This is a genomic window from Agromyces bauzanensis (assembly GCF_014645655.1).
Lineage (GTDB): Bacteria > Actinomycetota > Actinomycetes > Actinomycetales > Microbacteriaceae > Agromyces > Agromyces bauzanensis.
The window spans coordinates 16,833-29,379 of the sequence record NZ_BMMD01000008.1 but is presented as its reverse complement, the minus strand read 5'-3'; the positions used below and the strand labels follow the sequence as shown (position 1 = coordinate 29,379).

The 12,547-nt window shown below is 69.8% G+C and carries 12 protein-coding genes and 1 tRNA gene; 2 read left to right on the top strand and 11 right to left on the bottom strand.

Annotated features, from left to right (window positions below; genetic code table 11):
* Positions 1-31 precede the first annotated feature (31 nt).
* The 10 genes from IEX31_RS08405 to IEX31_RS08365 form a co-directional block, all read right to left on the bottom strand.
* Positions 32-808: a lysophospholipid acyltransferase family protein gene (locus IEX31_RS08405; protein ID WP_229662204.1), complete on the bottom strand. Its 777-nt coding sequence runs from the start codon at positions 806-808 to the stop codon at positions 32-34.
* Between the two features lie 7 nt (positions 809-815).
* Positions 816-2,186 (bottom strand): UDP-N-acetylglucosamine 1-carboxyvinyltransferase, encoded by a 1,371-nt coding sequence (gene murA / locus IEX31_RS08400; RefSeq protein ID WP_188742989.1) that lies wholly within the window; start codon positions 2,184-2,186, stop codon positions 816-818.
* Positions 2,183-2,803, bottom strand: a complete 621-nt coding sequence (gene leuD, locus IEX31_RS08395) for a 3-isopropylmalate dehydratase small subunit (RefSeq protein ID WP_188742988.1) — start codon at positions 2,801-2,803, stop codon at positions 2,183-2,185. The genes murA and leuD overlap by 4 nt, the downstream gene beginning before the upstream one ends.
* Position 2,804: 1 nt before the next feature.
* Positions 2,805-4,253 carry a 3-isopropylmalate dehydratase large subunit gene (gene leuC / locus IEX31_RS08390; RefSeq protein WP_188742987.1) on the bottom strand — a complete coding sequence of 483 codons (1,449 nt, stop codon included), beginning with the start codon at positions 4,251-4,253 and terminating at the stop codon, positions 2,805-2,807.
* Between the two features lie 117 nt (positions 4,254-4,370).
* The gene (locus tag IEX31_RS19270) at positions 4,371-4,499 is read right to left on the bottom strand and encodes a hypothetical protein (RefSeq protein ID WP_268236971.1); all 129 of its coding nucleotides are present in this window, start codon (positions 4,497-4,499) and stop codon (positions 4,371-4,373) included.
* A 187-nt stretch (positions 4,500-4,686) separates the two neighbouring features.
* Complete coding sequence (locus tag IEX31_RS08385) at positions 4,687-4,857, bottom strand: hypothetical protein (RefSeq protein ID WP_188742986.1); 171 nt, start codon at positions 4,855-4,857, stop codon at positions 4,687-4,689.
* A 54-nt stretch (positions 4,858-4,911) separates the two neighbouring features.
* Positions 4,912-5,796, bottom strand: coding sequence for a PP2C family protein-serine/threonine phosphatase (locus tag IEX31_RS08380; RefSeq protein ID WP_188742985.1), 885 nt, complete (start codon positions 5,794-5,796; stop codon positions 4,912-4,914).
* 149 nt (positions 5,797-5,945) lie between these two features.
* On the bottom strand, positions 5,946-6,989 hold the full coding sequence (locus IEX31_RS08375) for a TerC family protein (protein ID WP_188742984.1): 1,044 nt from the start codon (positions 6,987-6,989) through the stop codon (positions 5,946-5,948).
* Positions 6,990-7,259: 270 nt separating this feature from the next.
* Positions 7,260-7,332, bottom strand: a tRNA-Glu gene (locus IEX31_RS08370).
* A gap of 77 nt (positions 7,333-7,409) precedes the next feature.
* A complete protein-coding gene (locus IEX31_RS08365; RefSeq protein ID WP_188742983.1) occupies positions 7,410-8,312 on the bottom strand; it encodes a diacylglycerol/lipid kinase family protein in 903 nt (300 codons plus the stop codon).
* A 62-nt stretch (positions 8,313-8,374) separates the two neighbouring features.
* Between IEX31_RS08365 and IEX31_RS08360 the strand changes: the two genes are divergently transcribed.
* Together IEX31_RS08360 and IEX31_RS08355 are read left to right on the top strand one after the other, a co-directional pair.
* A complete protein-coding gene (locus IEX31_RS08360; protein ID WP_188742982.1) occupies positions 8,375-9,013 on the top strand; it encodes an MBL fold metallo-hydrolase in 639 nt (212 codons plus the stop codon).
* Positions 9,014-9,024: 11 nt separating this feature from the next.
* Positions 9,025-9,954 (top strand): NAD-dependent epimerase/dehydratase family protein, encoded by a 930-nt coding sequence (locus IEX31_RS08355; protein ID WP_188742981.1) that lies wholly within the window; start codon positions 9,025-9,027, stop codon positions 9,952-9,954.
* Positions 9,955-9,980: 26 nt separating this feature from the next.
* Here the strand turns inward: IEX31_RS08355 and IEX31_RS08350 are convergent, their stop codons facing one another.
* The gene (locus tag IEX31_RS08350; RefSeq protein ID WP_188742980.1) at positions 9,981-12,326 is read right to left on the bottom strand and encodes a transglycosylase domain-containing protein; all 2,346 of its coding nucleotides are present in this window, start codon (positions 12,324-12,326) and stop codon (positions 9,981-9,983) included.
* Positions 12,327-12,547 lie beyond the last annotated feature (221 nt).

The window sequence follows — 12,547 nt, the reverse complement described above, 5'->3', positions numbered from 1 at the left end:
GCGCTTGCCGTGGGGCCTTCGGGCCTGGCTCCTACGGTTCAAGGCGACCGGTCTCCTTCTGCCCGTGCGCCGCGGGATCCCAGCGCTCGGCCGGCGCGGGTTCGCCGCGGAGCTCGGCGAGGAGCGCCGCGATCGCATTCATCAACTCGCCCGTCGCCTTCAGCAGCGTGGCCTGGGCGAGCGGCTTGCCGCGGTAGGCGCTGAGGTCGAGCGGCTCGCCGATCGAGACCTGGATCGTCTTGCGCGGGAAGAAGCTGAGCTTCTTGCCGTAGCGCGGCAGCAACGCCTGCGTGCCCCAGTGCGCGACGGGCACGATGGGGATGCCGCGCTCGAGCGCGATGCGCACGGCGCCGGTCTTGCCGCGCATCGGCCACAGGTCGGGGTCGCGCGTGAGCGAACCCTCGGGATAGACGACGACCATGCGGCCCTTCTCGACGAGCTCCTCCGCCGCTCGGAGCGCGGCGTGGCTTCTGCTGCCCGCACGTTCGACCGGGATCTGGCCGGAGGTGCGCAGGAACCACGCGAGCACGGGGTTCTTGAAGAGCGAGGCCTTGGTGAGGAACCTGGGCGCCCGGCCGAGCTTCCAACTCGCCACGCCGATCACGACGGGGTCGATCTCGCTGTAGTGGTTCGGAGCGAGCACGAACGCGCCGCTCCGGGGCATCCGCTCGGCGTGGTGGAACCGGAAGCGGACCGCGAGGTTCATCACCGGAAGGATGATGACGGCGAGGACCCAGAAGAACGAGGGGCGGCGGGTCTCCGAGCGCGGCTTCGCGGCAGCGTCGGACGAGGAGTTCTCGAGTGGCACTCCCCCATTATCCTTCGAGTTCGAAGTCCGCCCCGAGGAGCTCCAGCTTCGTGATGAAGTCCTCATAGCCGCGCGCGATGATGCCCACGTTCGACACGGTCGACCGGCCCTCGGCCGTGAGCGCCGCGATGAGGTGGCTGAAGCCGCCGCGGAGGTCGGGCACCTCGATGTCGGCGCCGTGGAGCTGCGACGGGCCCGAGATGACGGCGGAGTGCTTGAAGTTGCGCTGGCCGAAGCGGCATGGCCGCCCGCCGAGGCATTCCTTGTGCACCTCGATGGACGCGCCCATCTCGATGAGCGCGTCCACGAAGCCGAATCGCTGCTCGTACACGGTCTCGTGCACGATCGAGACGCCCTTCGCCTTCGTCAGGGCCACCACGAGCGGCTGCTGCCAGTCGGTCATGAACCCCGGGTGCACGTCGGTCTCGATGATGACGGGCTTCAGCTCTCCACCGGGGTGGTAGAAGCGGATGCCGTCGTCGTGGATCTCGAACGCGCCGCCGACCTTGCGGAACACGTTGAGGAACGTCAACAGGTCGGCCTGCTTGGCGCCGCCGACGAAGATGTCACCCTCGGTCGCGAGCGCCGCCGCAGCCCAGCTCGCGGCCTCGTTGCGGTCGGAGATCGCCCGGTGCGTGTACCCGCTGAGCTTCTCGACGCCCTCGATGCGGATGACGCGGTCGGTGTCGACCGTGATGATGGCGCCCATCTTCTGCAGGATGTTGACGAGGTCCATGATCTCGGGCTCGATCGCCGCACCCGACAGCTCGGTGATGCCGTCGGCGAGCACCGCGGTGAGGAGCACCTGCTCGGTCGCACCGACGCTCGGGTAGGGCAGCGAGACCTTCGCGCCGTGCAGCCCGTTGGGCGCCGACATCCGGATGCCGGTCGGGAGCTTCTCGACGATGGCGCCGAAGTTGCGCAGCACCTCGAGGTGGTAGTCGATGGGACGGTCGCCGATGCGGCAGCCGCCGAGGTCGGGGATGAAGGCCTCGCCGAGCCGGTGCAGCAGCGGACCGCAGAACAGGATCGGGATGCGGCTGGAGCCCGCGTGCGCATCGATGTCGGCCATGTGCGCCGACTCGACCGCCGAGGGATCGAGGATGAGCTCGCCCTCGTCGACACCATGGGTGACCGTCACGCCGTGCACCTCGAGGAGGCCGCGCACGATGCGGACGTCGCTGATGTTCGGCACGTCCTTCAGGACGCTCGGGGTGTCGCCGAGGATCGCTGCGACCATCGCCTTGGTCACGAGGTTCTTGGCGCCCTTGAGCTCGATCCTGCCGCGCAGCGGCTTGCCGCCGTTGATCGTGATCCGGTCGACGTTCAGTCCGACCGCCGTTCCGTGGTGCCTGGCATCCTGCCCGAGTGTGTTCACAGACTCCCTGATTCTGCCGGCTCCCTGATGGGGAGCGTCTTCGGCCGCCAAGACGCTCGATGCGACTCGAACTCGGCGATCGACTCCTCGTCCCGCAGGGTGAGCCCGATGTCGTCGAGCCCTTCGAGAAGCCTCCACCGAGTGTAGTCGTCGATGTCGAACGACACCGTGAGCGCACCCGCGCTCACCGTACGCCCAACCAGATCGACGGTGACGGGTATTCCCGGGTGGGCCTCGACGACCTCCCAGAGCCGTTCGACGTCCTCGTAGGCGACCTGGGCGGCGAGCAGGCCCTGCTTGCCCGAGTTCCCGCGGAAGATGTCGCCGAAGCGGGAGCTGATCACGACGTCGAACCCGTAGTCGCGCAACGCCCACACGGCGTGCTCACGGCTCGAACCGGTGCCGAAGTCGGGGCCGGCGATGAGGATGCGCCCGCCCCGGTATTCGGGCCGGTTCAGGATGAACTCGGCGTCCTCGCGCCACGCGTGAAAAAGCGCGTCCTCGAAGCCGGTCTTCGTGACCCGCTTCAGGAACACCGCAGGGATGATCTGGTCGGTGTCGACGTTCGACCGGCGCAGCGGAACCGCCACGCCGGTCACGGTGCTGAACTTCTGCACGTCAGCGTCCCTCCCCTTCGCCCTGCAGATCCCACGGGCTCGAGAGCGTGCCCCGGATCGCGGTGGCCGCCGCGACGAGCGGCGACACGAGGTGCGTGCGGCCGCCCTTGCCCTGGCGGCCCTCGAAGTTGCGGTTCGAGGTCGAGGCGCACCGTTCGCCGGGCGCCAGCTGGTCGGGATTCATGCCGAGGCACATCGAGCAGCCCGCGAAGCGCCACTCGGCGCCGAACTCCTCGAACACCTTGTCGAGGCCCTCGGCCTCGGCCTCGAGCCGCACCCGGGCCGAGCCCGGGACGACCATGACGCGCACGCCGTCGGCCTTGCGCTTGCCCTTGATGATCGACGCGAACGCGCGCAGGTCCTCGATGCGGCTGTTCGTGCACGAGCCCATGAAGACCGCGTCGACACGGACGTCCTTGAGCTTCGTGCCGGGCTCGAGCGCCATGTACTCGAGGGCGCGCTCGGCGGCGGCGCGCTCGTGCTGGTCGTCGATCGACGCGGGGTCGGGCACGGCATCGGAGAGCGAGACGCCCTGCCCGGGATTGGTGCCCCACGTCACGAACGGCTCGAGCATGTCGGCGTCGATGAACACCTCGGCGTCGAAGACGGCGCCCTCTTCGGTGGGCAGCGTGCGCCAGTACTCGACCGCGGCGTCCCAGTCGGCGCCCTGCGGCGCGTGCGCACGGCCGTGCAGGTACGCGTACGTCGTCTCGTCGGGCGCGACCATGCCCGCGCGGGCGCCGGCCTCGATCGACATGTTGCAGATCGTCATGCGGCCGTCCATCGACAGCGAGCGGATGGCACTGCCGCGATACTCGAGCACGTAGCCCTGCCCACCGCCCGTGCCGATCCTCGCGATGACGGCGAGGATGATGTCCTTCGCGGTGACGCCGGGACGCAGGGTGCCCTCGACGTTGACCGCCATGGTCTTGAAGGGCTTCAGCGGCAGCGTCTGCGTGGCGAGCACGTGCTCGACCTCGCTCGTGCCGATGCCGAACGCCATCGCGCCGAATGCGCCGTGCGTCGACGTGTGCGAGTCGCCGCAGACCACGGTGATGCCGGGCTGCGTGAGGCCCAGCTGCGGGCCCACGACGTGCACGATGCCCTGCTCGACGTCGCCGAGCGAGTGCAGTCGGATGCCGAACTCCGCCGCGTTGCGGCGCAGCGTCTCGATCTGCGTGCGGCTCGTCGGGTCGGCGATGGGCCGGTCGATCGCGAGGGTCGGCGTGTTGTGGTCCTCCGTCGCGATCGTGAGATCGGGCCGGCGCACCGGCCGGCCGGCCATGCGCAGGCCGTCGAAGGCCTGCGGGCTCGTGACCTCGTGCACGAGGTGCAGGTCGATGTAGATGAGGTCGGGGGTGCCGTCCTCGCCCTTCTTCACGAGGTGGGCGTCCCAGACCTTCTCGGCCAGGGTGCGGGGTCGCGGTTCAGCCGCTGGTACTGCGTTCAACGTTCGCTTCCTCAGAATCTGTGGTCAGCCGACGGCGGACTCCGCGACGGGATCGGCCTAGGACGAGGCCCCGCCGCGGCACAGAAGAAGGAGTCGTGGAGCGCGCACCACATCAGGCTACACCGTGTCGAGCGGCACCCGATCCAGCAGCACGGCGAACTCGCCGAGCAGCACGGTCGCCCCGCTCGGCGCCTCCACGGGCCGTCCGGGCTCGAGTTCGCGCGATTCGCCCTCGGGCGTGAGCACGCGCGTGCCGTTCGTCGAGGAAGAGGTCGGTGACCTCGACGCGGCCGTCGACGACCTCGATGCGCGCGTGCGTCTCGGACCGGATCTCGCCGGGTCCTCCAACCGGATCGCCGCCGCCGCCGGCCGGGTCGGGTCGGGCGCCGGGTCGCGGCCGAGCACGACCGACGCCGACGCACGCGGTAGCGGCTCACGAGGCGCCGGAGGCGGCCCGGCCGGCCGCGACACGGCGCGTACCGCGGCATCCGACGCCGTCGGAAGCGACGTCCGTCACGACGACCTCGACGGCGTCGCCCGAGAGCACCCGTTCGGCCCACGTCGCGATCCCCGCGCCCGAGACCTCGCTGTCGCCGTCACGCACCCTCGGTTCGCGACGACTCCGCCACGCACTGCGGCGAACCATGAGGCCGCCGAGTCAGGACGGTACGTCGCCGTTCCCACCTCCCACGCCACGCGGCGTCGTGTCCTCGTCGGGCCGGGCGTCGGGGCGATCCCGGGTCGCCTCGTCGTCGTCGCCGGCACCGAGCTCGGACTCTACGACGATCACGGTCACGTTGTCGCGGCCGCCGTGTTCCAGCGCGGCGTCGACGAGTTCGCCGGCGAGGCCCGCGGCGTGTCCGGTGTCGCCCGCGAGGATGTGCGCGAGGCGCTCGTCGTCGACCTCCTTCGAGAGACCGTCGGAGCAGATCAGGAAGACCTGTCGGCCCGTCGCGGGAATGAGCCAGATGTCGGGTTCGACGACGGCATCGGCTCCGATCGCCCGAGTGATGACGTTCCGCTCGGGATGCCGATCGGCCTCATCCGCGCGGAGCAGCCCGGCGTCGACGAGCTCCTGCACCGCGGAGTGATCGACGCTGAGCTGTTCGAGCGTACGCCCGTCCCACGCGTACACGCGGGAGTCGCCGATGTTGAAGACCATCCAGTGGAATCCGGCGCCGTCGCCCGCGTCGACGAGCGCGACCCCCGTGAGTGTGGTGCCCGCGACGGCGGTGCCCTCCTCGCCCTCCTCGGTGAGCGCCCGCACGGCGTCGTTCGAGCTGTGGATCGCATCCAGCACCTGCTCGGGCGTCGAGGGCCGCCCCGCTTCGAGGTGGCGGCGGAAGGTCTCGACCACCGTGCGGCTCGCGGCGTCGCCCCGCGCGTGGCCGCCCATGCCGTCGGCCACGAGGTACACGGGCGCCTCGGCCAGGTAGGAGTCCTCGTTGACGCTGCGGGCAAGCCCCACGTCGCTCCGGGCGCTGTGCGCGATCACGGCCGAACCGCGCGGAAGTGCGACGACGTCCTCGCCATCATCCGACACGATTCTCCTCGCCGCAGCTCGCCACCGGGCCCGCCGACCCGGGCGCCCCACCCAGGCGCCGCCTCACCACGCTAGCAAGTCACGGCCGGGCGCGCCGACCGTTGTGGAGAGACCCACGTCACGACCGGGGCCCGGCCGGGCAACGACCCTCAGTGCTCGGAACCGCGGCTCTCCTCGGTGAAACGCGGCACCTCGTCGAGCAGCGTGGCGCCACGACGCTGCGAATCGACCCGCGCCTTGACGAGGCTCGCGATCGTCGCGACGGCCATCGACGCGATGATCACGCCGAGCGACATCCACGTCGAGATCTCGGGCGCCCACTCGACGGGCTCGCCGCCGTTGAGGAACGGGAGCTCATTCACGTGCAGGGCGTGCAGCACGAGCTTCACCCCGATGAAGGCGAGGATGAAGGCGATGCCGTACTTCAGGTACTCGAGTCGTTCGAGGAGTCCGCCCAGGAGGAAGTACAGCTGGCGCAGCCCCATGAGCGCGAACACGTTCGCCGTGAACACGATGAAGGCGCTCTGCGTGATGCCGAAGATCGCCGGAATCGAGTCGAGCGCGAACAGCAGGTCGGTCGTGCCGATCGCGATGAACACGATGATGATCGGCGTGAACATTCGCGTGCCGTCCACCGTGGTGCGCAGCTTGATGCCGTCGTAGTCGTCCGAGATGCGCACGCGCTTGCGGAGCATCCGGATGAGCCGGCCCTCGTTCTCCTCGGCGCTCTCCTCGCGGTGCAGGAACGCCTGCTGGATCGCCGTCCACACGAGCCACGCGCCGAAGATGTAGAAGACCCAGCTGAAGTTCTCGATCAGTTGCGCGCCGAGCAGGATGAAGATTCCGCGGAAGATCAGGGCGAGGATGATGCCCACCATGAGCACCTCCTGCTGCATCTTCTTCGGCACGGCGAACCGCGCCATGATGATGACGAAGACGAACAGGTTGTCGATCGACAGGCTGTACTCGGTGAGCCAGCCCGCGATGAACTGGCCCGCGTGCTCCGCATCGCCGAGCAGGAACATCAGCAGCGCGAAGATGAGGGCGAGCGCGACGTAGAATACCACCCAGAGTGTCGACTCGCGGAACGAGGGGACGTGCGGGCGCTTCACGACGAGCAGCAGGTCGCCGATGAGGACGAGCGTCAGGACGACGAGGGATCCGATTTCGAACCAAGCGGGGAGTTCGAGCACAAGTGGCCTTCCGGTGCGGGGTCAGGTGAACCCGAAAGTCTCTCCCGACCGCGCCATCGGCGCGCCGCCACGCCCGGAGCGGCGTCTTCGGCGCTCGTACTGACGATCGTGGCCCGAGGCGGACTCGCCCCGCGGGATACTCCCCTTCGCTCGCACGAGTCTAGCCGATGGTTCGTCGACGGATGCCCCGGGCTGGACCCCCGGGAAACGCCGAATGCCCCCGCGGAGCGAGGGCATTCGTCAGTCGTCGGATGTCGCATGTCGCATGCGTGACCCCAGCGGGATTTGAACCCGCGCTACCGCCGTGAGAGGGCGGCGTCCTAGGCCGCTAAACGATGGGGCCGAAATCGACAACTGGAAGAGTATGACACAGGCGCGGACGAGCCGCAAAATCGAGGCCGCCTCGCCGACCGCGGCCGCTCAGGCGAACACCGAGACGGCTCCCGGCGCCACCTCGACCTCGATCGGCAGCGCGCCGATGCGCTCACCGTCGGCGTAGGCGATGATGTCGTCGGCCTCGATGGTGATCCTCCGGCCGCGCACGAACTCGACTGCCGGGTGGTCGGTGTGCTCGCCCGCGAACACCTTCGGGAACACCCTGATGAACCCCATGCGCGACAACGGATGCACCATGAAGACGTCGAGCATCCCGTCGGCGAGGTCGGCGTGCGGCACGATGCGCATGCCGCCGCCGAGCAAGGGGTTGTTGGCCACCGACACGAGCATGGCTCGCTGCTCCCGGCGTACGCCGTCGATCGTGATCGTGTACATCCGAGGCCGGAATGTCGCCAGCTCGCGGATGAGGGCGAGCGTGTAGCGGCTCGGTCCGCGCGGGCGGGACATCCGGTTCGCCCGCTCGTTCACGACGGCGTCGAAGCCGGTCGACACGACGCACGCGAAGTACGTCGAGAGCCCGCCGTGGCGGATGATGCCCGCGTCGATGCGTCGCGGGGGCCGCTCGAGTGCGGCGACGAGCTCCTCGGTGGCCGCCGCGGGGTCGTCGAACGGCAGGCCGAGGCCGCGCGCCAGGTCGTTGCCCGTTCCGGTGGGGACGATGCCGACCGGCACGCCCGTGCCCGCGACGAGGTTCACGGCGAGGGAGACCATGCCGTCGCCGCCGACCACGATGAGCCCGCCGGCGCCCTGCGCGAAAGCCTGCTCGGTCTCTCGCCGGAGCAGCTCGAAGTTCGGCTCGCGCAGCATGGAGACGTCGTAACCCTCCACGATGAGGCGTTCGGCGACGACCGGCCCGACGGCGCGGTTGCGACCGAACGAGGCGGCCGGGTTGACGGCGACGATGAGGCGCCGAGGGGCACGATCCATGGAGCGATTCTGGCAGGCCGCCGGACTTGCGCGGCAACCGACCGGCGGTGTTGGCTCGACGCATGCGACTCACGAAGCTCGAACATGCCGCGCTCGTCATCGAGGACTCCGGAAACAAGCTATTCATCGATCCCGGCAAGTTCACGACGCCCATCACGGAATCGGCGGGCGCCGTCGCCGTCGTCATCACGCACCAGCACGACGACCACTGGACGCCCGAACAGCTCGGTCGCATCGTCGAGGCGAACCCGGAGGTGCGCATCTTCGGTCCCGCCGGCGTCGCGACGGCGGCATCCGGCTTTCCGATCGAGACGATCGCGGCCGGTGACGAGGTCACGGTGGGGCCGTTCCGCCTGCGGTTCTTCGGCGGACGGCACGCCCTGATCCACTCCTCCATCCCCATCGTCGACAACCTCGGCGTGCTCGTGAACGACCGGCTGTACTACGCGGGCGATTCGTTCACGGTGCCCGAGGGCGTCGACGTCGAGGTGCTGGCGGCGCCCGCGGGCGCGCCCTGGATGAAGATCGCCGAGTCGATGGACTACGTCATGGCCGTGACGCCGCGCCGCGCGTTCCCGACGCACGAGATGGTGCTCTCGCAGGCCGGCAAGGCCCTGTCGAACGCGCGGCTCGGCTGGGCGACCGAGCAGGGCGGCGGCGAGTACGTGCCGCTCGAGCCCGGCGACACGCTCGACTTCTGAGGAGGCGACGGATGTCACGACACCTCGTCATCGGCGCCGGACCCACGGGGTCCTCCCTCGCCGAGCATCTCGTCGCCTCGGGCCAGACCGTGCGCGTGGTCACGCGTTCCGGGCGGATGTCCACCGCCGGCGCGGAGTCCGTCGCACTGGACGCGACGGACCCCGAGGCACTCGCTCGCGCCGCCGACGGCGTCGACGTGATGTACGACTGCGCGAATCCCGGACCGTACCCGCGCTGGGAGACGGGGTGGCCGCCGCTCGCCGCAGCGGCGCTCTCGGCCGCCGAGCGCACGGGCGCCGTGCTCGTGACGATGGGCAACCTGTACGGCTACGGCCCGGTCGACCAGCCCATGACCCCGGCACTCCCCCTTGCCGCGACCTCCCGCACCGGCCGGCTCCGCGCGCGCCTCTGGCTCGACGCGCTCGCCGCGCACGAAGCCGGACGCGTGCGCACCACCGAGGTGCGCGCGTCGGACTACCTCGGCCCGACCGTGAGGGCCGAGCACGGCCTGATCGCGCGATACGGCGCCTCAGTGCTCGCCGGCCGCGCAGCGAGCGTGGTCGGCGACCCCGATGCGCCGCACAGCTGGACGTACGTGCCCGACATCGGCCACACGCTCGAGGTGCTCGGGCGCGACGAACGCGCGTGGGGCCGCGCCTGGCACGTGCCGACGAACCCACCGGTCGCGATCCGGGCGCTCCTCGAGCAGCTCTCCACGGCGGCGGGCGTCGCCTCGCCGGTGGTGCGTCGGATGCCGCGGGCCCCACTCACGGCGCTGGCGCCGTTCGTCCCGCTCCTCGGGCACGTCCGCGAGCTGCGGTATCAGTTCGACCGGCCGTTCGTCATCGACGCCGCGGAGACCACCGAGGCGTTCGGGATCCGCCCCACCCCGTGGGCCGAGGTGATCGACCGCACCGCGGCCGCCTGGGCCGCACGCTGACGAGGGCCCGTCAGATGTGAGCGCGGTCAGTCGTCTCCGCCGTTCCCGCCGCCGTTCCCATTGCCCCCGCCGCCGTCGCTGTTCCCGGGCCCGCCCTCGTCGGGCGCGCCTCCGTCGTCGGAGTTGTTCGAGCCGGACGGCGGCGGACCGGCGGGCCCGAACGATTCGGGGAAGGCGTCGCCGCCGTACTTCGCCGCGGCGACCGACATCACGTGCGGCCACATCCGGTGCCGGGCGGTGGCGGCCTCCCCGCTGTCGAACCGGATGCCGCGCTGGTTCGCCTCGCCGTTCACGCTCACCACCGCCGCTGCGATCGCCACCTTCGTGCTCGCGCCGACCATCCACGTGTCCTTGGCTCCGTCGGTCGTGCCGGTCTTGCCGATGAGCGGCACCCTGGGCTGGGTGGCGCCGTACGAGGCCGTGGCCGTGCCACCCGTCATCACTCGCCCCAGCGCGTAGTACATCGCGGACGCGACCTCCGGTGTCACCGACTGCGTGCAGGTCGACTGCGGCGGCGGGATCTCCTCACCGTCGCGGCCCACGATGCGGTCGATCGCCACGGGCGTGCAGGTGACCCCGTTGTTCGCGATGCCCGCGAACGCGACGGCCATGCTGAGCGGGGCGACCTCGTTGGTGCCGATGACCGACGCCGGCCCCTGCTGGAGCGGGTCGCCGTCGGCGCGGTGCATCCCGAACGCCTCGGCGGTCTTGCGGATGCCGCACAGGTCGAGCCGCTTCGCCATGCCGACGAAGCCCGTGTTGATCGAGCCGATGGTCGACTCCAGGGCGCTGTAGTTGCCGCCCGACTCGTTGGCGTCGTTCCTCGGGTTCCAGTCGCCAGCGAACTGCGGCCCCAGGCAGCTGTCCTGGAAGACCCCCCAGTTGCTCTTCCGGCGGGAGTCGACGCGCTCAGCGAGGCTGTGGCCCTCGTTGAGCCACTGCGCCAGCGTGAAGACCTTGTAGGATGAGCCCGGCTGGAAGCCGCGCGACCCGCCGTAGTCGTAGTCGGTGTTGTAGTTGATGCTCGTGAATTGCGGTCCCTGCTGCAGCACCAACGGATCCTGGCTGTAGGTCTTGTTCTGCGCCATGGCGAGGACCCGCCCAGTGCCGACCTGCACGCTCGAGATCACCGCACCGAGGTCCCACCCCGGGTAAGCCTGCGGCACGTTGTTGCCGATCGCAGTCTCGGCCGCGTTCTGCAGGTCGAGGTCGAGGGTCGTGTAGATCTGGTACCCACCCCGGCGGAAGTTGAGCATGCGCGTCTCGGCGTCCTCACCGAAGATCGGATCGGTCTGCAGGATGTTCTTCACGTAGTCGCAGAAGTACGCGCTGCCGCCGGCGGTCTGACAACCGGTGCTCGGCTCCTTGATGGCAGGCTGCACGGGGGTGGCGATCGCCTCGTCGAACTCCGCCCGCGTGATCTTCCGCTCATCGAGCATCTGCCGCAGGATGTAGTCGCGTCGCCCGAGGTTGTCGGCGTAGCCGTTGGCCGCGCCGTTCGCCTCGTCGTCGGGACCGTCGATCTTGAACTTCGCCGGATTGTTGACGATGGCCATGAGGGAGGCCGCCTGCGCGAGCGTCACGTTCGCCGCGGTGGTCGAATAGTAGTAGTTCGCTGCGGCCTCGATGCCGTACACGGTGCCGCCGAAGCCGGCGATGTTCAGGTAGCCGAGCAGGATCTCGCTCTTGCTGTACCGCTTCTCGACGCCGATCGCCAGGCGCATCTCCTTGAGCTTGCGGTCGATCGTGGTCTCGGTGACCGAGTCGTAGCAGCCGAGCCGCTCATCCTCGATGAGGGCGAACCGCTCGTCGCCGGTCAGTGCCGTCCGCTGCTCGTCGGTCAGGTCCTCGAGCGCCACGGTGGCCGCTTCGCGCTCGCACTCCTGCACGCGCACGTTCTTGACATACTGCTGCGCGATCGACGAGCCGCCCTGCGTCTCGCGGCCGGTCGCCGTCGTCACGGCCGCTCGCACGGTGCCCTGCAGGTCGATGCCCCCATGCTCGTAGAAGCGCGGGTCCTCACCGGCCACCGCGGCATCCTTCACGTACTGGCTGATCTGGTCCCAGCCGACCTCGACCCGGTTCTGGTCGTAGAAGGAGGCGAGTAGTGCGGTCGACCCGTCGGAGCGCGTCGCATAGATGTCGCTCTTCTCCGACAACTCGCCGATCTCGAGGTAGCTGGGGAGGTTCTCGAACATGCCGATGGTTCCGGATGCCGCGATCCCGACGGTCGCGATCGCCGGCGTGATGCCCACCGTCACGAGCGTGGCCGCGGCCGCGCTCGTGACGACGAGGCCGACGAATCCGCCGAGGACGCCGAGCGGCGTACGGGTCTCGGCGAAGTCGCGGTTGCGCTTGTTCCGAGCGTCCACGGTCCCCACCTCCACCTGTCGTCAACAGCGTACGGACTTCGAGTCGAGTCCCGGTCCTCCTCCCCATGCAACCTCAGCGGGTCCCCCCTGTAAAGTGACCGCGGGGGTGAGTCGCGGGTGAGTCGCGGCTGAGTCACACCCCGTGTCGAGATGGCCGGCACAGCGGCGACCCGAGTTCTGGGGGCTTCAGGCGAAAGCGTCGTCGGCGTACGCTGAGCAGA

Bases quoted from the DNA above. Each gene is read 5' to 3' on its own strand.
- IEX31_RS08355 (WP_188742981.1), top strand. From the start codon at position 9,025: ATGTCACGACACCTCGTCATCGGCGCCGGACCCACGGGGTCCTCCCTC.
- IEX31_RS08360 (WP_188742982.1), top strand. From the start codon at position 8,375: ATGCGACTCACGAAGCTCGAACATGCCGCGCTCGTCATCGAGGACTCC.
- IEX31_RS08365 (WP_188742983.1), bottom strand. From the start codon at position 8,312: ATGGATCGTGCCCCTCGGCGCCTCATCGTCGCCGTCAACCCGGCCGCC.